The 21,322-nt window shown below is 42.0% G+C and carries 21 protein-coding genes; 4 read left to right on the plus strand and 17 right to left on the minus strand.

The window, feature by feature from the left end:
* Nucleotides 1-456 precede the first annotated feature (456 nt).
* From N483_RS09395 to N483_RS09445, 11 genes are all read right to left on the minus strand, one after another.
* Nucleotides 457-1,425: a hypothetical protein gene (locus N483_RS09395; RefSeq protein ID WP_036976974.1), complete on the minus strand. Its 969-nt coding sequence runs from the start codon at nucleotides 1,423-1,425 to the stop codon at nucleotides 457-459.
* Between the two features lie 110 nt (nucleotides 1,426-1,535).
* The gene (locus N483_RS09400; protein ID WP_023400992.1) at nucleotides 1,536-2,186 is read right to left on the minus strand and encodes a hypothetical protein; all 651 of its coding nucleotides are present in this window, start codon (nucleotides 2,184-2,186) and stop codon (nucleotides 1,536-1,538) included.
* A gap of 204 nt (nucleotides 2,187-2,390) precedes the next feature.
* Nucleotides 2,391-3,656, minus strand: coding sequence for a hypothetical protein (locus tag N483_RS09405; RefSeq protein ID WP_023400993.1), 1,266 nt, complete (start codon nucleotides 3,654-3,656; stop codon nucleotides 2,391-2,393).
* Between the two features lie 171 nt (nucleotides 3,657-3,827).
* On the minus strand, nucleotides 3,828-5,795 hold the full coding sequence (locus N483_RS09410) for a pyridoxal phosphate-dependent decarboxylase family protein (RefSeq protein WP_023400994.1): 1,968 nt from the start codon (nucleotides 5,793-5,795) through the stop codon (nucleotides 3,828-3,830).
* A gap of 314 nt (nucleotides 5,796-6,109) precedes the next feature.
* A complete protein-coding gene (locus N483_RS09415) occupies nucleotides 6,110-6,484 on the minus strand; it encodes a hypothetical protein (RefSeq protein ID WP_023400995.1) in 375 nt (124 codons plus the stop codon).
* Nucleotides 6,485-6,562: 78 nt separating this feature from the next.
* The gene (locus N483_RS09420; RefSeq protein ID WP_023400996.1) at nucleotides 6,563-9,670 is read right to left on the minus strand and encodes an efflux RND transporter permease subunit; all 3,108 of its coding nucleotides are present in this window, start codon (nucleotides 9,668-9,670) and stop codon (nucleotides 6,563-6,565) included.
* Between the two features lie 7 nt (nucleotides 9,671-9,677).
* Complete coding sequence (locus tag N483_RS09425) at nucleotides 9,678-10,793, minus strand: efflux RND transporter periplasmic adaptor subunit (RefSeq protein ID WP_023400997.1); 1,116 nt, start codon at nucleotides 10,791-10,793, stop codon at nucleotides 9,678-9,680.
* Nucleotides 10,793-11,389 (minus strand): hypothetical protein, encoded by a 597-nt coding sequence (locus N483_RS09430; RefSeq protein ID WP_023400998.1) that lies wholly within the window; start codon nucleotides 11,387-11,389, stop codon nucleotides 10,793-10,795. Before N483_RS09430 ends, N483_RS09425 begins: the two co-directional genes overlap by 1 nt.
* 68 nt (nucleotides 11,390-11,457) lie before the next feature.
* Nucleotides 11,458-11,742 carry a hypothetical protein gene (locus N483_RS09435; RefSeq protein ID WP_231105437.1) on the minus strand — a complete coding sequence of 95 codons (285 nt, stop codon included), beginning with the start codon at nucleotides 11,740-11,742 and terminating at the stop codon, nucleotides 11,458-11,460.
* A 286-nt stretch (nucleotides 11,743-12,028) separates the two neighbouring features.
* Nucleotides 12,029-12,436 carry a VOC family protein gene (locus tag N483_RS09440; protein WP_023401000.1) on the minus strand — a complete coding sequence of 136 codons (408 nt, stop codon included), beginning with the start codon at nucleotides 12,434-12,436 and terminating at the stop codon, nucleotides 12,029-12,031.
* Between the two features lie 79 nt (nucleotides 12,437-12,515).
* Nucleotides 12,516-13,073 (minus strand): GNAT family N-acetyltransferase, encoded by a 558-nt coding sequence (locus N483_RS09445; RefSeq protein WP_023401001.1) that lies wholly within the window; start codon nucleotides 13,071-13,073, stop codon nucleotides 12,516-12,518.
* A gap of 238 nt (nucleotides 13,074-13,311) precedes the next feature.
* Between N483_RS09445 and N483_RS09450 the strand changes: the two genes are divergently transcribed.
* Complete coding sequence (locus N483_RS09450; protein WP_023401002.1) at nucleotides 13,312-14,514, plus strand: endonuclease/exonuclease/phosphatase family protein; 1,203 nt, start codon at nucleotides 13,312-13,314, stop codon at nucleotides 14,512-14,514.
* Between the two features lie 71 nt (nucleotides 14,515-14,585).
* Here the strand turns inward: N483_RS09450 and N483_RS09455 are convergent, their stop codons facing one another.
* The 6 genes from N483_RS09455 to N483_RS09480 all read right to left on the minus strand — a co-directional run bounded on the left by N483_RS09455 (nucleotide 14,586) and on the right by N483_RS09480 (nucleotide 18,884).
* Nucleotides 14,586-15,269 carry an alkylmercury lyase family protein gene (locus N483_RS09455; protein ID WP_023401003.1) on the minus strand — a complete coding sequence of 228 codons (684 nt, stop codon included), beginning with the start codon at nucleotides 15,267-15,269 and terminating at the stop codon, nucleotides 14,586-14,588.
* Between the two features lie 132 nt (nucleotides 15,270-15,401).
* The gene (locus N483_RS09460) at nucleotides 15,402-15,908 is read right to left on the minus strand and encodes a macro domain-containing protein (RefSeq protein ID WP_023401004.1); all 507 of its coding nucleotides are present in this window, start codon (nucleotides 15,906-15,908) and stop codon (nucleotides 15,402-15,404) included.
* Nucleotides 15,909-15,942: 34 nt separating this feature from the next.
* Entirely contained in the window at nucleotides 15,943-16,287 is a 345-nt protein-coding gene (locus N483_RS09465; RefSeq protein ID WP_023401005.1) for a hypothetical protein, read from the minus strand.
* Between the two features lie 103 nt (nucleotides 16,288-16,390).
* On the minus strand, nucleotides 16,391-16,837 hold the full coding sequence (locus N483_RS09470) for a hypothetical protein (protein WP_023401006.1): 447 nt from the start codon (nucleotides 16,835-16,837) through the stop codon (nucleotides 16,391-16,393).
* Nucleotides 16,838-17,106: 269 nt separating this feature from the next.
* Nucleotides 17,107-17,754, minus strand: coding sequence for a hypothetical protein (locus N483_RS09475; protein WP_023401007.1), 648 nt, complete (start codon nucleotides 17,752-17,754; stop codon nucleotides 17,107-17,109).
* 275 nt (nucleotides 17,755-18,029) lie between these two features.
* Entirely contained in the window at nucleotides 18,030-18,884 is an 855-nt protein-coding gene (locus N483_RS09480) for a LysR family transcriptional regulator (RefSeq protein ID WP_023401008.1), read from the minus strand.
* A 116-nt stretch (nucleotides 18,885-19,000) separates the two neighbouring features.
* Between N483_RS09480 and N483_RS09485 the strand changes: the two genes are divergently transcribed.
* From N483_RS09485 to N483_RS09495, 3 genes are read left to right on the plus strand one after another with little or no spacing between them, the layout of a single operon-like run.
* The gene (locus N483_RS09485) at nucleotides 19,001-19,606 is read left to right on the plus strand and encodes a short chain dehydrogenase (protein WP_023401009.1); all 606 of its coding nucleotides are present in this window, start codon (nucleotides 19,001-19,003) and stop codon (nucleotides 19,604-19,606) included.
* A 12-nt stretch (nucleotides 19,607-19,618) separates the two neighbouring features.
* On the plus strand, nucleotides 19,619-20,356 hold the full coding sequence (locus N483_RS09490; RefSeq protein ID WP_023401010.1) for a hypothetical protein: 738 nt from the start codon (nucleotides 19,619-19,621) through the stop codon (nucleotides 20,354-20,356).
* The gene (locus tag N483_RS09495; RefSeq protein ID WP_023401011.1) at nucleotides 20,349-21,239 is read left to right on the plus strand and encodes a haloalkane dehalogenase; all 891 of its coding nucleotides are present in this window, start codon (nucleotides 20,349-20,351) and stop codon (nucleotides 21,237-21,239) included. Before N483_RS09490 ends, N483_RS09495 begins: the two co-directional genes overlap by 8 nt.
* Nucleotides 21,240-21,322: the final 83 nt, after the last annotated feature.

Here is a 21,322-nt window from a genome sequence, read left to right on the forward strand (position 1 = left end):
CTTAAACGAACAGCATTGGAAGCAAGTTCAGGGTGACGAGTTTAGGTTCAGGATCACGGGTTTAGGCTTCAAGGTCACGAGTTTAAGTTCAGAGTAACTATACACACCCCTGCCTATCCGTCATTGTGGGCTTGCCCCGTAATCCATGTTTAGTAATGAATGCTGTGGGCCCTGAAACAAGTTCAGGGTGACGAGTTTAGGTTCAGGGCTACGGGTTTGGATTCAGGATCACGAGTTTAAGTTCAGACTAACTATGCACATCCCTGCCTATTCGTCATTGTGGGCTTGCCCCGCAATCCATGTTTTGTGATGAATGTTGTGGACCCTGAAACAAGTTCAGGGTGACGGGTTTAGGTTCAGGGTGACGTATTAACGTTTAAGGTTGCACCCTGTCTTCAATACTTGTATACCTAGTCGTGGTTCCCCAAAAAAACATTAAACATTAAACATTAAACATTAAACAACGTAGTCTATCTGCTGTACTAACTTTGGCTTACCCTGCTCATCCAGATAAAAGCCTGACTTACGAATGACACCTTTTAACTCGCCTTCCTCTCTGATATTGAGTGGCGTATCGACATTTTGCAGTGCAATAGCCCCAATATTCGCCTCAGACAAAGACACAAGCTTATCTTCACTTTTGTTTTTCACCCAAACTTTTAAGCTTTCAAATACTGCGTCATTTTCATCAATAAAGCCATTACCATCCTCGTCATACTTCGCTAGGTCGGCAAAACCGTTACCGCTCAAAGCACCAAACAGCTCTTTACCATCGTCGATTTTATTGTTGTCATTTAAATCAAGTGCCAAAAATCCATAGCCTTTTTTTAAATGGGCCACACTGTCCGCTTTCCCGTCAGCGTCAATATCAAAGTTCATATGCTCTTTATCAAGTTCTACTGCCTTGTTTGTAAAACTGATAATTAGCGGGTCTTTCATATTAACGTCTTCAATTGTGCGTTGATAACTAGTGTGTGATTGCGCGAAAACAGACTTAAATGCAAAGGTGATCTGTTCACCGCTTTCAAGTTGGATTTGCCCGCCAGCTTTAAAGCTATTAGATTGCTGTTCATGAGTTAAGCGCTCAACAATAACGTGGGTTGGCTGCTCGGCCTGCTCTGCTACATTTTCTACGCCGTTTATATTCGCTTCTGAATCAGCAATATCTTTTCCAATAGTATCGTCATACCAATCGACCTCTTCGCCAGTTAACTTTTGAACCAACAACTTAAGGATATACATCTTGGCATCACTGTTTATATCAATATCCGCTTTCTCAGCCTCAGTTTGATACAACTGAACTTTCTCTTCTGCCATTTGTGCTCGTGCCTCTACAGGCTGAGATATATCTGTCCGCTTTTCAACAACATGAAGCCGACCTTCATGTTTATTGGCCATTTCGATTTGTGCATTTTCAATTTTCATAGCTCCTCCAAGCCCATCCATGCGCATAGGTTATCGGCCTAAACGAATATTATTTGAGCAATAAAAATGAATTTAGAGGCGGGTGAACACGCTAATTTGTAGGTTGAACTTTACACACGCACTGCACCTTTGAAATGCTGGTATGGCATATCTTCGTATTTACGGATCAGCTGATTTAGCTTGCTGTGCATATCGCCAATCGTTAAAAAGTCCCCTTCAGCCCACACTTTGATTGACGTGCATCGTTCACCATTAATTTCAGTATATATAAAGTAAACGTTATTTACGTCCAAATTGATATGTAGCTCAATAAACCAATCATCATCAACATATAACAACCAAGGCCCAGAACTAGCCGCTTGTTCAATCAATGCGCTTGGGCTCAATGGGTAGAAGCTTTTTAACACAGATTCATCTTCTGCGTAGAACTCATTTTCTTGGTTGTATTCCAGCCTGTGCAAAGCAACCTCTCGAAAGTCGTCTTCAAAACTCACACTGACTTGGGCGAAATAACGCGCCTTGTACAACTCACCAATCCCATCTCGATTAACAGCATTGGTATCAATTTCTGCGTGATAAATGTACTCAGCTTGAGGATCTGTAATAAATACTTTATCGATTTTCACGACATCAACACTACCTGGTTCGATGCTAAAAAGTTCAGTAACACTTCTATCATCGGTTGGCTTGTTAGACCTATTTAGATAGACAATGTATAAATAGATACTCGCAATTAATATAAGCAATATGAATAGATGCACAGCTTTCTCCGCAATCACAACCAACGCATAACCAAGCCGGAAATTTAATCAAAAGTGAATGGATAAGTCTAGTAGTATGCCCTTAAGGCTATCGTAAAAAAATGCTTGTTGCGCCTATTAATAAACATGGAGCACATACAAATTTGAAAATGATACTCCACAGGTGTGAGCCCCAAAGAGGCTCACAATGAGCGGTATGAGTAACTACCTAATAATTACCGAAGCAGGTAAGCGAGCATCACAGTCGTATTTAATATCCCCGATGTCGGTTAGCGGTACACTTTTCACACAATAACCATCGGCGTAGTTCGTCGTACCGAAGTGCGGATTCTTTGCACTTCCAACAATACGGTTAGATGCAAAATGCGTCATGCCACCATATAGCTGCATCGAAAACTCGTAGGTCGGGTGACCTCTACCAGTTTTGTGGCTACTGCGGATCGTTACTTGATTATTGCCTATAAAATGAGGACCTCTCGCCTGTATCCCTCTAAAGGCTCTTTGCAAATCAATGGTATTGTTAGAAATAACATTCCCTTCGCAAGGGTAAATAAGACAATATGAAGATATCGCTGCCCCAGTTGTACCAATTGTTTTATTGTTTACAGAGTCACTCAACCCACTCGAAGTAATCTTGTTACGATTAACGGTAGTATTTCCTGTTTGGATTTTTATGGCTCTTTTTCCAAAGTTGTTAATCGTATTGTTGCTCACAACGCCGGGATAACAAGCCGTGTTGCAATGTATATCCTGTAAATGAATCGCATCAGCATCTAAATAACCAAATACATTATTAATGGTATTGCCAGTTACATTGACTGATCCTATGAAAGAACCGTAAATCACAATCCCTCTATGTGCCAAATGAATTTTTCCAACCAAACTCGTGCCATTGAAATACTTATCAGCGCTTGTATCATATCCTCCAATGTTTTCTATGGTATTGAATAGAATATCAATATTCCCGCTATTTTTGATTTGGATCGCACGTGCTGGGTAAATCTCCGTGTAATGCCCAACAGATCCGTTTTTAAAGTTTGTGCCTAAGAAGTTTCGAATAGAGGCCCTCTCCACCGTAAAACCATTTAAGCCAATGGCTTCAATTCCTTTCGCTGCCCGCGACCTACCATCAATAAGCATATTGTAAACTTTGCTGCCACCGGCATTGTGTGTGAATTTAATCATCGCCGCATTATCTGCAAATTTAGTTTTGGCATATATGCGTGTGTTTTCACCTACCCCCATGATCTCTAAGGGTCTATTGATCCAAAGCGGTTCTGTTAGACCGATTTGTGCCCAGCAAATTTGTATCGCATCAACACTTCTATCAGCAATCAGTTTTTTTAAGGCAACTTCTCTGTACTCATGCCCTTTTTTGAAGTCTGGATCAGCACACAAGTACGCTATGTTTTTTGCAAAAACATGACCAGACAAAATTAATAGTAATACTCCAAAACATACTTTTTTCATTTTTTCTCCTTATGAAAAATATAAAACTGGGTACACCAATCAATTTATACACTCTTGAAATACCAAGAGCGAAAAACAGATAACCCCCATATAAGCGTGTCAAACGCACATTTTTTAGGGCTGTGCCCTTGTTTGGGTAAAAGACCACAGTCCGACAAAGGCCAATCTTATTTACTGCTCAATCAAACTTACAATTGTTTCCTCCAGATAATTTAGATACATATCTAAATAGGTTTCACCATTTTTATCATCTGACAACCAAGGATTCATTAGTGTATGACGCAATACAAACAACGCGTTGTCTTGATATTCAGCCTTTTCAATATCAGTTACAAAAGAGCCTGAGTCTAACCCCAATTTACTACACAAACTTTGTGCAACTGAGTCATCGATATTTTTCCTGAAAATAGAGGTATATGAACCAATAAACTCCTTGTTAAACAAGGGAGTCGTTTTCTCAATTTTTATATGCTCGAATACCTTGCGGGTAAAATCATTTAGAACCCGAGTACTGGCATTTCCAGCTGGGTTTATCGCCAAACAAATCAGATTCGTGTCAGGCTCCATCGGTGTGATGAGCGTTGCCTTGCCCTTTAGCTTATCACTCAATGTAGATATTTTATGGTAAAACAATTCGGTAGTCCGAATTGTGCTGGCGGGTAATTTGCCAAACTGCTCAGCATTTAATGGCAAAACGTTTTGCGCGACATAACTCGCAGCTGCGGCCGCTCCTGGTTTAGAGCCTTCCATTATGTACTGTCCAAGCTGGTTTAGCTTTGGCTCAGGCTCAACAAAGCGGTTCTTTTTATCAAATACATAAGCGGCCTCTTGCACAACAAATCCACACATATTCTTATTTCTGGCAATAAATGCACCACTACCATAAGGCATATAACCTAGCTTATGTGGATCAACGGTAATTGAATCTGTATCTTTGAGTGCCGCAAAAGCATCGTACACTTTGACTGATGGAAAATGTTCAAATCCGGCTTTTACTTCATCATGTGAACGCAGATTGTTGTCTTCATTTCTAAAAACAGAGGATAAATACCCACCCCATGCAGCGTCTATATGAATGTAATAATTAAGCGACTCATCACGGATCATCTGCTCACGTAAGGTAACAATATCGGAAATCGGATCTACTGTGCCGAATTCTGTTGTTCCCAAGACACCTATTACTGCTAATACCGTTCGATTTTCAGACTTTGCTTTGAGTAACAGTAATCTCAGCGCTTCAGGATCAAGTCGCATTTTATCGTCAGTTGGTACATGCCATAAATTTTTACTGCCGATCCCCAGAATTTTCATTGCTTTTACCCAAGAGTAATGGGCTGTAGCAGGAACTAACACAACAGGTTGTTTTAACTCTTTATGCTGCTCAAAGAAGTCGATATGTCCTTGATGTTCAATGCGCTGCTCTCTCAGTAGTTGGATCAGTTCATCGTACTTGTCATCCCCCATCGCTTTGAGTTGGTTCAAACAGTTAACGCGTACTTGTATCACTTCATCTATTGAGAGGTTCATCAAATCCCATGTTGACATATGATGCAATGAGCGACCTTTTCCATCAACAAAGTCAATATCAGCCAGCTCGCCACAGCGTTTTACGGCAAGCGGATAATACTTAACAGAGCGAAACATCCAAAGGCTCTGATAATTGGCCACAGTGCCACCCGAGGTCAGATGTCCCCATGCAACCGGGCCATTGCGATGGTCTAAATTATAGCCAAACATGGCTGCTAGGTTATTACCAACTTCAAGCTCCATTTTAACTGTAACGGGCGCGGCTTCTTCGGTTACATTGTTTGGGTTATATAAGGCTGTGATAAATTGCCCCAACATACCTGGTAACAAAACATCAGATGCCATATGACCGATATAACGAGGGTTTGAAAATGGCACTGACTGTTTTAGATCGGCACTGAGTTTATGCAGCTCCTGTTTAGTTTTAGCCATGGTTTCAAGGTAGTGAGAAGATTGCTTTTCAAGAATAGAAACCGGCGGCAAATCTTCTGGGTGAAAGCTTCGCCGCCAATAAACATGATCACGGAAAAATTCTAAAAAAACATCCTCAAATTCATGATTATTTTCACCATAAGAACCAAGGAAATAAGGAGAGAAAAGGCGTATATCCATATTAATTTACTCAAATCTAGATAAAAAATAACTCAGCATACCGAAGCTGTCTGACTACCTTTGCGCCGCCACTCCAATACGCTGTTACACTATGCGTTGCCAAAAACCCAGTCGCCAGTTCAACGGCGATACAAAATGTGGCCCCATATAGAATACGTTTCGTAGACTGTGTTATTAATCAGAAAGTTACAGAAGTGGTGTTTATTGATAGTTAATTTGAGGTAGAACAAGTTTTAAACAAAAAACCGTTTTTAGTGCACCACATGGTTTTGGAATACCTAGAAGAAGCTTCTAGGTATTCCAATCCTATTTACTTAAAAAGTAAAACGCACCGTCACAGAATGGTGCCCAGCTTCTTTTACTTTTACCAGAACTTTAGCCCCATCAGGAATACTTACCGCCGCTGTCAACTTATTGTCTCCAGCTGAAGTTAATGTGGCGTCAGATTTTTTGCCACCAGCAAGCACTGTTACCGATCCGGTTACCTTAGCTGTAGGGTAAGGCTTACCGTGATCGCGCAAGTACAGACTTGTGCCCGCTTCCTCACGGACTAGTTCAAAGACCATTTCATGCTCTACTTTAACTACGCCCCCGTGAAGTGGCTGAGTACTCCCGTGTGCGCTGACCGATGGTGCAAAAACAAGGGTTTTTAATGCAAGCAAAATAACGATTATGATTGATGTTTTCATATTTTAGTTCTCATAGTTTTATTAATAATTAAAAGCAGCAAACTTGGTGGTTATATAGGTGTTGCTGCACAAACCTGTTTAAACCAACTCGTTTGAATTGTTTCTAAGCCACGCTTTTGTGGGTTTTTTACCAAACTTCCAATACAGCAAAGGGGTCAGTAAAGTATCCAACAAGGTCGAGCTTATCAGCCCAGAAAAAATCACAATGGCTACTGGGTGAAGTATTTCCTTCCCCGGTTGATCCGCCGCCCACAACAGTGGAATTAGAGCAAATGCCGTGACCATGGAAGTCATTAAGACAGGAGACAAACGTTCTTTTGCTCCTCTTACAATCAGTGCCTTATCAAATGACTCTCCTTCAAACCGAATTAAATTAAGGTAATGGCTTATTTTTAAAATGCCATTACGTGCCGCAATGCCAGTCAGTGTTATAAAGCCCACCACAGACGCAACCGACAGTGACGTAGAGGTAAGCCACATGGCTGTTACTGCACCAATTAATGCCATAGGCAGACTACACATGATAATGGCTGCAAAAGCCCAAGACTGATAACGTAAATACAAGACTAAAAAAATCAGCACAAACGACAACGCTGACAGACCGATGAGCAGCCGCATTGCTTGTTCTTGGGCCAAAAATTGCCCTTCTAAACTCGCAAAACTATCATCTGGTAATGCATGATTTTCGACAACTTCACGTATAGCAACCATTAGCGCTTTTACATCCACGTTTTCACTATTAGCGTAGAGCACAAGGCGACGACGGCCATTTTCTCTAAGCACTTGGTTGGGCCCATCAAGCAATTGAATATCAGCAATATAGGATATGGGAATGGCTCCCGCAGGCGAGTCAATTAGAGTGTTCGCAAGCGCTTGTGGTGTTCGACCTGAATCATCTAAGCGCAATACCAAAGCAAAACGTTTTACCCCATCAATCACGTCTGTAACGTGCGTGCCTTCGGTTAAAACACTTAGCTGACGCAGTGCTGCCCCGGGTGTCAGTCCATACTTTGCCAATTCTTCATACTTTATACGCACACTAAGCTGAGGAATTAATACTTGTTTTTCAATATTAATGTCCACTAAGCCGGGGATTGATTCTAGCTTCTTGCTTAAAGCCTGCGCACTAATTCGCAAAGCTTCTAAATCATCGCCAAAAAGCTTTATCGCCAGTTGTGCCCTAACACCTGATAGTAAATGATCGAGTCGGTGCGAGATCGGTTGACCTATTGCAACTTGCCCTGGCAATACAGATAATTTCTCGCGAATTTCTGCCAGTACTTCTTCGCGGCTACGCGCAGATGAAATAAGATCGACATCAATTTCCGAAGAATGTACACCTTCCGCATGCTCATCTAACTCAGCCCGACCTGTACGCCGACCTACTTGTGTAACTTCGGGTACTGATAACAAAATAGACTCTGCCAAATGTCCCATCTTGTTTGATTCTTCGAGCGAAGTACCCGGTTCAAAAATAACACCAAGCACCAATGACCCTTCATTAAATTTAGGTAAAAAAGCGCGTGGAAACTGAGTAATACTGGCAGCTGATATTACTGCTACTAAGCCCGCTATGGCAATGAGCTGGGTTGACTTAGGTAGCGCCCACTCTATCCATAAGCTTTGCATATATTTCAGCTGCGTCACTAACCAGCTATCTCCTTGGTGGATCACTTTGGATTTTGGCAGCAAGTAGTAGCAAAGTACTGGCGTAACTGTCATTGACACCAGTAATGACCCGAGAATCGCAACGATATACGCTAAACCAAGCGGGGAGAATAACCGCCCCTCTATGCCCGGTAGGGCAAATAGAGGAAGAAATACCAAAATCACTATCGCGGTTGCATATACAATACCCGAACGCACCTCAACACTCGCTTGCCAAACCACATTAAAAATAGGCTTTGGTTCTTGTGATTGTGCATTTAACTTTAAACGCCTGAGAATATTCTCCACATCCACAACAGAGTCATCCACCAGTTCACCAATTGCAATCGCAAGCCCTCCCAAAGTCATCACATTAATGCTTTGCCCCATCCACTGAAATACAAGGACTGTTAAAGCCAACGACAATGGGATAGCAAGCAGCGATATGGCCGTGGTTTTTACCGAGAGTAAAAATAGAAACAAGATGATGGTCACCATAATGGCACCATCTCGCAGGGCTTCGGTGACGTTATCAATTGAGGATTGGATAAAGTCCGCTTGCCTAAAGAGTACTTGTGGCGCAGCCAAACCAGCAGGTAATCCTGAGTTTAGCTCCGCAAGTGCTGATTCAATTTGTGTTGTCAGCTGCACAGTATCAGCACTAGGCTGCTTTTGAATATTGACGATCACGGCGGGTTTGCCATTGAAGCCGCCATCTCCTCGCTTTTCGGCTTCCGCGTAACTGACCGTTGCCACTTGTGAAAGCACAATTGGACGCCCTGCTTGCCACCCAACTGCCAGGTTTTGTAGGTGACTTTCATCGAGAGTTCGCCCTTGATGTCGGATCAAGTACTCCTGATTATTCAAGTCGATAAAACCGCCGCCAAAATTCGCTGCAAAGTCTTCCAGTGCACCTTGGAGGGTATCTACATCGATATTAAATTGGCGCATTCTCACGGTGTCTGGTGCAACTCTAAGCTGACGAACTTGCCCTCCAATGGGGATGACTTGAGAAATACCGGGGATCGACAATAGTCTTGGCCGCAATACGAAATCAGCATATTCTCGCGCCGCCATTGCGTTTATACTGCCGGGATCGTTAATGGGTAAAGCAATTAACATCACTTCTCCCATGATAGACGATACGGGTCCCATAACTGAATTGATCCCGTTAGGAAGTTGTTCCGATGCCAAATCCAGTCGTTCCGAGACCAATTGCCTATTTCGATAGATATCCGTATCCCACTCAAATTCGACATAAATGATGGATAACCCGATCCCTGAAGTAGAGCGAATACGCGTAACCCCTGTGACACCATTGAGTAAGTTTTCCAAAGGGAATGTAACCAGTTGCTCAACTTCTTCAGGTGCCATTCCTCCAGCTTCAGTCAACACGGTAACAACCGGTTTGTTCAGGTTGGGAAAGACATCGACAGGCAGCTTTTGCCCTTGTATGACCCCATAAGCCATCATCACAAAAGCGATAAGCAAAACCACCAGTCGGTGCTTTAAGCTAGTTCTCACTAAGACATTAAACATGATTGGCTCACCTCACTTGGTTAAGTAGCGACGCACCGGTTACCACTACCCGGTTGTCTGCACCTAATCCTTGAGTTACCAACACAAAACCCGGCTGCAAATTTTCATATTTAACCAGTTGAGGCAAAAACCGTTCAGCCGAGAGTTTGATCCACACTTGAGGCAAGTTGTTTTGACTGCGAACAATGGCATCAGCAGGTAGCACTATGCCACGCTGTTGCTCATTTATAGGAGCTTGAATCGTAATTCGTTGGTTAACCAACAGCGCCGGAGCTTCAATAGTTTTTTCAAGTTCAAAGTTAACATGGATCAGCCCGTTTACACGCAGAGGGGTGTGACCAATATAATTAAAGTTAAGTGATGGCTGCGTTATTGCCTTAGCGGTTGTTAACTTCGCAGGTAGATGACTGTCATTAGTGCTCGCCTCAACAATGAGCTGCTCAGGTGAGATTACTTCAAACAGAGTTTGTCCCGCTTCCACCCATTGCCCGCGAGAGACTGCGTGGTTGATCAAGACGCCTGAAACAGGTGAAATCAATACTTCAGGTTTTTCGAGGCCTTTTTGCAATGCTTGTGCCTGTTGCTTTAAGCTCAATAACTCGGTTTCTAGTTGCTCTAAAGCTTGTTTAGATGCCAGCTCACCCAGTTTCTTTAAACGGCTCACGTCACGCTTGGTTTGCTCTATGCGATTTCGAATCGCGATTAACTCACTAGTTTGGCTGGCAAGCTCGTAATCGGTATCTTGATATCGAATGAGCCCCAACACATCACCTGCGACTACTTTGCTGCCACTTGGCAAAACCCCCGCTTCTGGTGCATCCAAACGACCATCACGGCTAGATTGAATTTTGGCATAACCAGCTGGGTGAGGCTTTACAATCGCATCTAAACGAACGTGTTTGGCCGCCATAGATTCTGTTGCAAAGTGGGTTCTAATATTGAGCAGAGCCTGATGTTTCATTGGCATAATGACTGAACCATCTGATTGTCGGCCAAGCCCACCTTCTGCGCGATTAGCTTTCTGATCTAGGTGTTCGCCATTAGGGCCATGGGCACCGGGTGAAGCCATTACATGTCCAGCTTGCAAGAAAAATGCGCACAATAAAGCGTGTTTTAGTTTCATTATTTACGCTCCTTAAATTGACGACCAATCCAAAAACCGATGACAAACACCATTAACCCAATAGCAATACCCCACCAAGGCGTTTCATGGTGATGAGCTGTGTTGTGATTTTCTTTCACCAATTGAGGCGCTTCGTTTTCAAGGTATGCAACCAAAAGATCACCAAGATCTTCTGTCATGATTGTCAGCACTATTTCATGTGTTCCGCGCTGATTCAGTAAAGCGACGATTGCCTCGTTGCTTAGGGTGTAGGCTTTCATTTGCGCAGAATACGTGGCGCTGGCGCTTAGGTCGCCAAGTTCTATTTCTATCGACGCCCCCGATATTGGTGCATTTGATTTAAAATCATGAAGGTAAATGAGCAGCTGGTTCTCAGATAGTTCCCCAGCAAGCTCAAACGTTTCGGTGAAACTTTCAAACTTAGGTTTGTTGGAAACCGAAACTTGCTTTGTGGTATCCAAGTGCTCTCCATTTGGACCGTGGGCTCCCGGTGAAGCATAAGCACCAGATAGAAAAAATAGCGATGAAAACACAGCAAATAGCAATCTATACGCTGTCCGCTGCCAATTTTGCAGCAAAAATATTTTTAAAAACATAATAAATCCAATAAACGACAAAACCAGCCAGAGCTAATATGCACTGACCGTAACAATGTAATTTTGGATTAAACCTTAGGGGGCGGTGTTGTATGTTTTATAAAAGGGGAAGACCAATTGGCATCTAACGAGGCAATCGGGCCAGTTGGTTTAATTTCAGGTTCTGTAGTTTGAGAAACTTCAACAATAGCAGTAACACAGCATTCCAGATCTTGGTTAATGTGCTCTACAGCTTCTTTTGTGAATGATAGGGTAAATTCACCGTCGTCTTCATGCTCATGACTGTGTGGTTGGCCAATTTCATGGAGTAGACTATGCTCATCTCCTAATGACTTATGCTCTCCTTCATGCACAACGCTTCCGAATACCTGAGTACTCAGAACGCAAAACATGATAAATATGAGAGTAAGTTTACGCATTAGTTGAACGATAAGTTTAAATTCTTTTTGATGCTAGCATTGAATTTGCTAAAGCTCAATTTATAAATAACGGATTTTTAGCTTGAATGTGAATGCACCTATTTATTTAATGGCTGATATACTCCCTTAAGCCCCCCTTTATAAATAGACAGCGATATTGGCTATGCGGGCCTATTGGTAACCAGAATAGCCATTACATCTTCATCTTTATTGCGTAAATTTAGCTTTGATTCAATTGCAATAAATCCCATTTATTTCCGTATAAATCTTGGAAAACAACCACGGTACCGTACTCTTCCACACGCGGCTCTTCATTAAATAAAACACCATTTGTTTTCATCAACTCATAATCACGCCAAAAGTCGTTGGTGTGTAAAAACAAAAAAACACGCCCGCCACTTTGATTGCCCACCGCCAACTTTTGCTCATCAGAGCTTGCTTGGGCTAAGAGTAAATTAGTGCCATTCGAGTTAGGAGGCGATATTTGCACCCAGCGCTTCCCTCCCCCTAAGTCTGTATCTTCTACCAGCGTAAATTGTAGTTTTTGCGTATAAAAATCAATAGCATCATCGTAGTTATCAACAACGAGGGCCACGTTGCCAATTTGCTGCTGTGTAATTTTTGACATAACAGTGTCCAATATTAAAAAGCCAAGTGTAACCTTAAATTACTTTACACAGAAAAACTTATCCCATTTGCTCGGTTTTTTAATCGATTACCTTGCGATCCAGCCAATTGGTACGGCTCACTGAATAGCAAATATGGTTCACAAAATGGTCGTACAAATACTCTGCATCTCGTTTGATATCTTTGCGGCCCAACCCTAAGCGTGTCGCAATTGCCTGACTTTTATAATTATGCTCCGCAATTGACAAAGAGACTTGCTCCAATTGCAATTCAGTAAAAGCATAATCCACAAGGTAAGCAACACACCTCGTCGCTATGCCTTGTCCTTGGGATTTTTCTGCTATCCAATACCCGATATTGGCACAGCGGTTGATTTTATCAATCGGATGATAGCCACACATTCCTACTAGCGAATTATTACTATATATTCCGCCCATAATACCGAGGCCATCATGATACTGTTGATGTGTTGATTGTATAAATGCTTCTGAATCTAGGTGAGAATTAGTTAAATCGAGCCAAGGAAGCCACTCTTTTAGGTAAGACCTATTTGCCTCGACTAAAGAAAACAGCGTTTGCGCATCTGAAATATCAAGTAACTTAACACTTAACCCACAACTTACCTCGAGTTTAACCACAATTTTTCTCCTTGTTGATAGCACCAAAAACACATAAAAAAGGAACCAAGTTTTAATCAAAATCGACCATTAAACCCTTTGTCCCCATAAAGAAACTAACAAGCCAAAGGGCAATTGTGAAGTAGTTACACTAATATTCTGAACAATTTATCAAATCAAATAATTAACATACTTTTAAACCCTCTTTTATTCACAAAGCTGTAGACTATGGGCAATAACATATTTCACTAGGTTAGTAATGAAACCATCACTATTATCTATTATTTTGACAGCGACCCTGCTGGGTACAGGCTGTCAACAAACATCAAGCCAACCGGGCAATATACAGCCCGACGAGCAGAAGACCATTAGAGTCGCAACATTCAATGTGAGTATGGAAGCAACCAATTACCAGATTGAAGACAAGCTAGATACATCAGGAAATGTGCTGACTAACGCTCTGAAAAGTGGTGAAGTGCAACAAATCAACAACATCGCACAAATCATTCAACAAACTCGCCCTGACATTATATTGTTAAATGAGTTCGACTATATTGCCGACGCCGAGCTTGGTATTAACTTGTTTAAGCAGCAATATTTAGAAGTCTCTCAAAATGGTTTTGAGCCAATAACCTACCCACACGTATACCTTGCGCCAGTTAATACGGGGGTCAAAACACCGCTGACTGGAAAAGACAGTAAATTAACGCACTATGGTTTTGGGAAATATCCGGGTCAATACGGCATGGTAGTGCTGTCAAAGTATCCGATAAACTCAAACCAAGTGCGTACTTTTCAAAAGTTTTTATGGAAAGATATGCCTGACAACTTAATGCCTACAAACCAAGACGGCAGTCATTGGTACGCCAAGTCAGAAAGTGACATCATGAGGCTTTCCTCTAAATCGCATTGGGATATCCCCGTCAAAGTATGCGATCAACAACTCAACGTGTTAGCAAGCCACCCTACTCCGCCAGTGTTCGATGGTCCGGAAGATCGAAATGGAAAAAGAAATCACGATGAGCTTAGGCTTTGGAAAGACTATATTTCTGACTCAGGGAATAGCTACATATATGACGACGCAGGTATAACTGGCGGTATTAGCAATCAGTCGTTTGTTATTTTGGGCGACTTAAATGCCAGTGATGTAGATGGAGACGCTCATCCAAACGCCATAAGACAATTGCTGACACACCAGAGAGTCAACAATTATGCAGCCCCCGAATCTAGAGGCGGACAACTGAATAAACCGCAAAATCCAAATGCAGCCACACACACTGCGCACTGGGGAATGAGGGCTGATTATGTGTTGCCGTCGAGCAATTTAGCAGTGGTCAATAGCGGGGTTTTCTGGCCCGCAAAAGATGAACAAGGCATTGAGCTTGTTGCCGATAGAGCAGCTTCATCAGACCACCGATTAGTTTGGGTTGATATCGCTTTATCATCAATCTGTTCAAAATAGACTTTGCAAACAGCTGATTGGTAAAATCCAATCAGCTGCATGTATTCTCTATTGTCCTATAACGACAATAGTTAAAACCGTTGTGGGCCTACAGGCAAATGCCAAATTGGGCCAGCAAGATTAAACCGCTCAAATATCTCCGCCGCTTGAGCAACTGACCATTTTACCCAATCAGGGTTGAGGTGATTACCATACCACACTTTGGAAAACTCCCAGATATGACTTATCGGCTGCACATCACCTTGTACCAATCCGTGGCGCGCACACCACTGTTCGATATCGGATTTTGATTCAAACATGAGCATAGTGCTACATGTGTAAATCACATTGTCCCACGCTTTTTCCATTGGGATTGGAAAATGAATATATAAGTTATCATTGATAATGTTCCCATCTTTAATTTCGATGTTCACTTGCTTTGATTCACTGCCCAAAGTCGTGGTGATTGTCAAGTCGCGATCTAACAGTGCCGCGGCCCCCAATGAACACCAAGCACAATTTCCCCACCAGCCATGTTGACCAGATTGAATCCAAAAATTAGTTGGCGCGGCTGAAAAAGGGTGCATTACCCATACCTCACTGGACACTGAATGCAATACAACACCATGATCATCTTGTAGCATTTTGAGTGCATCAATCACATCCTGCCTTGCAACACCAAAAACAGTGGACAGCTTCTCTATCTGTGGTGCTGTCGAAAACTCAACAAAGTGCTTCATGATGTAGTAATGCAAACTTGCGGAATTTAAATTCATCACTCCCTCATAATTAGTGAATAACCTATCAGCAAACACATCTTAAGAGCCGGTGCAAAAACTTCTAATCCAAGTATAAAACAATGTCCAGCTTTACTACTCGATGGCTCATGAATACGCATATCTCTGGGTTTAGATGATACTTCGAAATACGTCCGCCAGCGCTTTATCAACCAGATAAAATGCTACTTTCAGTTGTGGATATTGGCGGCAGGTATCAATTGCTATTTGTGCAGCTTCTTCATAGGGGTAACCATATGCGCCACAAGATATCGCAGGAAAAGCTACCGATTGGCAATCATTTTTTATCGCCAACTCACATGCACTGCGATAAGCAGACTCGAGGACACTGGCCGGGTTTTGTTCGTTTCTGTATATGGGTCCCGCTGTGTGGATCACATATTTTGACCTTAAATTTCCCGCACTGGTGATCCGAGCTTCACCAAACGGACATCGAATACCATTGACAGCTTTCACTTTTCGGCATGCATCAAGCAATCCAGTGCCTGCGGCCCTGTGAATTGCGCCATCAACTCCGCCACCACCCAACATTTTGGGATTAGCTGCATTGACAATGGCATCAGCTTCAGAGGAAGTGATATCTCCTATGATTAATTCTATATTGCTGTCTAGTTTCAAACGCCTAACCTCGCACTTCGATACCAATCTAAACTTAAAGTGCAACTTTGACCGTATGAACGGGGATCCAGCCAACCGACTGATTCTTTCTTACAACACGGTACCATGCATTAAGTTCAAAAAGTACTGTTAACCTTTCACCAACTGTAGTATTAAATTCACAGTTATCGTAGTCTTGAAGTAAAGTGCCCAATGAGCCTTTTTGAGATCTATCAATATACTGAACAGGTGCCCACCCCTGCTCACCCGACGGTGTTGTAATGAACACCCAGTTAGGAAACTCCTCGTCCATTTTCCCGATAGTAACTTGTTCACCTTGTTTTAAATAAAAAGGCGCTGGAAAATCTGAAGTATGCGCTTCAACTACAACTACTTTCATTGGTTCCCTTTTTTACACTGTTAACCCACTCACTTAAAATACCGGTAGGTTCCTCAAGTTGATGATGAACTTAACCGAGAAACCTGCCATAGAATCACCTTAATTAAGGGTTAGATATTTCTTTTTGGGCCGGTTCACTTGTCTGGTTAGTCTGCTCCTCGTTGTCAAATTGCTCATACCCTTTGCCTACGGTAGGTGCCATATTCAATAAATTGAGCGTTGCAATATCTTCTATACGAAACACTATCTCACCTGAGCTTTCGACATTTTTGTAATCATGGATCAGGTCATCATTTCCCCAATACTTTACCTGTGACATCAAAATGAAGCCCGACTCAATTTTGTTGCCAGAAATAGATGTGTAAAGCCGCTTGGATATTTCGCCATAGTAATAGTACGACTCAATTTCATCATTCTCTTGAGGTACATTAAATTGGGCAAAAACCCAAACCTTTTCCACGTCATCTACCGTATCCAGTGAAGATACTTCATCAGACATGTCACAGCCGATTAGAGATAGTAATAACAGAATTGAAAAAACGTATTTCACGTGCTCTCCGAGTATTTTTTGCTTTAGTTATTGTAGGTGGCATTATATTTAACTACGGAGAAACTTAAAGGGAATTAGATAATAAAAATGACAACATCAATCAATACATGTTGTTTTAATAAAAACCAGCCGATAAATCTTATCTTGTTTAAATTAAAAATACGAAAAATTAAGTATAAATAGCATTTCACTTTGCGCAGTTTTAATATTAAAGCCCCGAAGGGCTTTATAACATATGGGCAAGGTGATAATAGCCCTAATTGTTCTTATTATTGACGAACTTCCAAATTCACTTCAAAACCATCGAAGTCATATGCATCGTTGTCTGTAGCTAGACCAGTCCAGCCTCCGCCATATGACGCCCATGGCGTGTATGTTGCCTCGCCAGTTTCACGTCCACCACGATCCGAGACCCTCAGGCCAATACGGAAGTCACTCAATGAGCGGCTGCTTTGCCATGTACGAGTTTCAATACGAATACGAAATGCATCCGGATCGTGACGGTCGGTGTCAAATGCCATACCAGACCAACCGCCTCCCTCACTTGCCCAAGGAGTATATTGCCAATAACCAAAGTCACCGCGACCATTTCTGTCCGCAGCTTGAATAGCGATACGGAAGTCTCGATTGCTTGGAATATGATTGAGGATTGAAAGGTGTAACTTCAATGCATCAGGATCATATGCATCTCTGTCTACAGCCCACTCGGATTGTACATTTGATCCAGCTGATAGATACTTTATATATTCAACTCGGCCAGGGTCTCGGCCACGATCGTCTAAAGCCTGTAAACCAATACGAAAATCGTATTTTGAACTACCGCTGGCTGTTACTAATTCACTGGAAGCGTCTGCCATAGCAGCCGTTGATAAACCGCAACCAACTAGAATAGTTGCAGCAAATATTTTGAGTTTCATTTAAATTTCCTTTTATTAATTAATCACACTCAATTGGCGTGAGAAAAACATACAATATATGGTATATAATGCAAATATAGTGAAAATATAAATTCCACAAAACAGGAGCAACTAAAAATATCGATAAAATACATTACAAAATCAACAGTATTGCATTATAGGAAATTGAATCTGAATTTAAGTTATTTCTCAATATTACCTTTCTTGGTATATTGCCATTTTCACACAATTAATTAAGGAAGAAACAACGTGCACGTAAGGTATAAATTTATGAGCTAAGCTTGGCTGAAAAAGTCCCATATTTTCTTTCCAACCGGTCCCAAAACCTTATCATTCTTTTTGGCGATGTACGCTGGTACCACCATTTCCTCACAACAAGGTAGCGGTATTAACTGGCCTGTAGATATTTCATGTTCAATTTCATGAACAGGAATTCTCCCCCAACCGAGCCCACTTCGAATAAGCTCTTTTTTGGTACTGTGATCTGAAACGTACCACTGTATCCCGTTATCCAAAATACCAATATTCTTGCCTGATTTATAACTGGCTTTTAACACCACTTGCGGAAAGCGAGCTAAATCAGACACTGATATTGAATCAAGATCTGCTGGAAACTTGGTTGAGACTAAAACAGGTAGCCGAAAGGTATCAATGTGCTTATAAACAACTTGTTCATTCTGCTGCAAACTACCATAAATACCTAGGTCTACTTTATCGTCCAACAACAACCTTTCTCCAGAAGAAGTTTCCACTTCCAAATTGACCACAGTATGGGGAAATTCAGACTTCAAGACGGTTAATAGTTTTATTAGTCTGTTCATCGGGAAGATAGAACTAACGCCAATGCGCACCTCAGTTTCAATTTCGGAATTCATCTGCTTGGCAAAGTGATCAAACTGCTGCACCTGCCCCATCAAATACTGAATTTTCTGTAGTAGCAGTTTGCCGTCACGGGTTAGAGAGGGTCGGTATTCGTTTCGGTCAAAAATTTCAATACCGTAATATTCTTCAACTTTTTTCACCGAATAGGACACGGCTGAACGCGCTTTAAACAGTCGTTCACTGGCTTTTTTGAAGCTGCCTTCTTTGTGGATCACGTAAATAACGTGAATATGTTCTAATGGGATCATGTTCAAATTATATGAACATCTTGATTAAATATCTATTCTTTTTTAGACCATTGGTTAGGCGTATAGTGAAAAACAAGGCTGGCCCCTCCATTAACTCACTAACCAAAGGTACACACATGAAAGTTTTACTAATCGGTGCATCTGGCACCATTGGCTCTGCGGTACATAACGCACTGTTACCTCAGCACGAGGTGATCACAGCCAACCACAGCTCCAACAGTGACATTAAAGTAGATTTAAATGACCACCAATCGATTAAAAACATGTTTAGCAAAACCACAAAAGTTGATGCGATTATTTGCACCGCCGGGAACGGGCAACTTAAACCTTTGCACCAACACCGCGATGAGGATTACACCAATGTGCTGCACAATAAATTAATGGGTCAGGTTAATGTGTTCCGGTTTGGCGTTAAGTATTTAAATGAAGGCGGCTCGGTCACCCTAACAACGGGCCGCGCGCATCGCGAGCAAATCCCAGGTTCCTCGAGCATCGCAATGGCAACAGCTGCATTAGAAGGCTTTATCAGTGCAGCGAGTATTGAGTCGAAAAACATTCGTTTAAATGCAGTATCACCAGCTCCCGTTCAGGAGTCCCTAGCAAAACTTGGCTTTGAAATGCCAAATGCAGTATCGGCATCTGACACAGCTAAAGCTTATCTCGACGCGCTCAACGGCACCTTTCATGGTCAAATAATCCAAACTTCTGATTACGCCAACTAGAGAGACACCGCAATGCCACATATCTATCCTGAAGCCTCGCCCCATGGTGAGATTGAGCAAATTTTTCCTAATATCTTTATGGTAAAAGGCAGCATACAAATGGGCCCCGGTCTACAAATCAGTCGCAACATGATCATTTTGCGTCATGAAGGTCAATTAACTTTGGTCAGTGCAATACGCCTCAATGAACAAGGATTAAAGCAACTTTCAACGCTTGGAGAAGTAAAACATATAGTCAGATTAGGTGCATACCATTTGGGTCATATGAACGGAGTAGATGATGAATTTTACTTAGATTATTTTGATGCAAAGCTTTGGCTTTTACCAGGTATGAAAACTGTCGTACCCAATGATAAAGTCAGCTTAATGACTAAAGCGAATTTGCCCATTCCTAATATAGAACTATTTGTCTTTGACAGCTCACCGATGCCAGAAGGCATACTATCACTTACTCAGGGTGATGGCGTGATCATCACAGCAGATAGCTTACAAAACTGGCGCGTTGCTGACGAATATTTCAGCCCTCAAGCCAGTGCTATGTTAAGCAAAGCGGGTTTTATAAAACCTGCGAACATAGGCCCTGAATGGAGACGAGCTAATTCGCCCAGTTTTGCTGACTTTAAACAAGTTAAACGGTTGCGATTTAAACACCTACTACCTTCCCATGGCACACCATTATTAAACACAGCTAAGCAAGAAGTGAACGCCACTATTGCCCATTTATACTGTCATGAGGATAACAATGCATAGTCGCAATATTGGTACTGAATTTCCATTTGAGTCAAAGTTCATCAATGTGAATGGGCATAAAATCCACTATGTGGAGCAAGGTAAAGGCGACCCAATACTATTTATTCATGGAAATCCAACTTCATCTTATATTTGGCGTAATATCATGCCTTATATGAGCAGCCATGGCCGCGCCATTGCCGTTGATTTAATCGGTATGGGTAGATCAGAACAGCCAAATATTGACTACGGTTTTCGCGACAGCTATGACTACTTACAAAAATTCATAACCGCATTGAACTTAACCAATATCACATTGGTTGTGCAAGATTGGGGCTCGGGGTTGGGTTTTCACTACGCCAACTTACACCGAGATAATATCAAGGCCATCGCTTTTATGGAGGCCATGTACAAACCAATGGACTATCAAAGGTTAAATCTGGGAGAAAAACTGGCGCTGAAGGTGATGCAATCTAAGCTTGGCAGTTATTTTATGTTTGGCGTGGCAAATAGTTTCATCACTCAAATGCTACCGAATTGGACCGAGCGCAAGTTAACGGACGAGGAAATGAGGGAGTATAAAGCACCCTATCCAACCATTCAAAGTCGTAAAGCCATCCAGCGTTTCCCCGCAGATGTGCCCGTAAATGGGATACCTGAGCACACAGCTAGGGCAGTTCAAAACTATCATGACTGGCTGACCAAAACAGATCTGCCAAAAATCTGTTTTTATGCAGAGCCTGGCATGTTGATCCGCAGTGAGGATGCTAAATGGATTTCAGAGCACTTTCCCAATACCACAATGGTCAAACTGGGAAAAGGGACCCACTTTATTCAAGAAGATTATCCCCACGACATAGGTCAACGTTTGGCGAATTGGTATCAGCAAATAAACGTGACTTAGGGCCATGAGTATAAAAAGCCTTTCACTTGTTCGCTGCAATAAATGTACCTTGGCAAACATTTGTAAAGGCTCTTTATACACTT

The sequence above is a fragment of the Pseudoalteromonas luteoviolacea NCIMB 1944 genome (genome assembly GCF_001625565.1).
Lineage (GTDB): Bacteria > Pseudomonadota > Gammaproteobacteria > Enterobacterales > Alteromonadaceae > Pseudoalteromonas > Pseudoalteromonas luteoviolacea_F.

Excerpts from the sequence above, each read along its gene's own strand:
- N483_RS09395 (WP_036976974.1), bottom strand. The coding sequence starts at position 1,425 with ATGAAAATTGAAAATGCACAAATCGAAATGGCCAATAAACATGAAGGT.
- N483_RS09405 (WP_023400993.1), bottom strand. The coding sequence starts at position 3,656 with ATGAAAAAAGTATGTTTTGGAGTATTACTATTAATTTTGTCTGGTCAT.
- N483_RS09410 (WP_023400994.1), bottom strand. The coding sequence starts at position 5,795 with ATGGATATACGCCTTTTCTCTCCTTATTTCCTTGGTTCTTATGGTGAA.
- N483_RS09415 (WP_023400995.1), bottom strand. The coding sequence starts at position 6,484 with ATGAAAACATCAATCATAATCGTTATTTTGCTTGCATTAAAAACCCTT.
- N483_RS09420 (WP_023400996.1), bottom strand. The coding sequence starts at position 9,670 with ATGTTTAATGTCTTAGTGAGAACTAGCTTAAAGCACCGACTGGTGGTT.
- N483_RS09425 (WP_023400997.1), bottom strand. The coding sequence starts at position 10,793 with ATGAAACTAAAACACGCTTTATTGTGCGCATTTTTCTTGCAAGCTGGA.
- N483_RS09430 (WP_023400998.1), bottom strand. The coding sequence starts at position 11,389 with ATGTTTTTAAAAATATTTTTGCTGCAAAATTGGCAGCGGACAGCGTAT.
- N483_RS09440 (WP_023401000.1), bottom strand. The coding sequence starts at position 12,436 with ATGTCAAAAATTACACAGCAGCAAATTGGCAACGTGGCCCTCGTTGTT.
- N483_RS09450 (WP_023401002.1), top strand. The coding sequence starts at position 13,312 with ATGAAACCATCACTATTATCTATTATTTTGACAGCGACCCTGCTGGGT.
- N483_RS09455 (WP_023401003.1), bottom strand. The coding sequence starts at position 15,269 with ATGAATTTAAATTCCGCAAGTTTGCATTACTACATCATGAAGCACTTT.
- N483_RS09465 (WP_023401005.1), bottom strand. The coding sequence starts at position 16,287 with ATGAAAGTAGTTGTAGTTGAAGCGCATACTTCAGATTTTCCAGCGCCT.
- N483_RS09475 (WP_023401007.1), bottom strand. The coding sequence starts at position 17,754 with ATGAAACTCAAAATATTTGCTGCAACTATTCTAGTTGGTTGCGGTTTA.
- N483_RS09480 (WP_023401008.1), bottom strand. The coding sequence starts at position 18,884 with ATGATCCCATTAGAACATATTCACGTTATTTACGTGATCCACAAAGAA.
- N483_RS09485 (WP_023401009.1), top strand. The coding sequence starts at position 19,001 with ATGAAAGTTTTACTAATCGGTGCATCTGGCACCATTGGCTCTGCGGTA.
- N483_RS09490 (WP_023401010.1), top strand. The coding sequence starts at position 19,619 with ATGCCACATATCTATCCTGAAGCCTCGCCCCATGGTGAGATTGAGCAA.
- N483_RS09495 (WP_023401011.1), top strand. The coding sequence starts at position 20,349 with ATGCATAGTCGCAATATTGGTACTGAATTTCCATTTGAGTCAAAGTTC.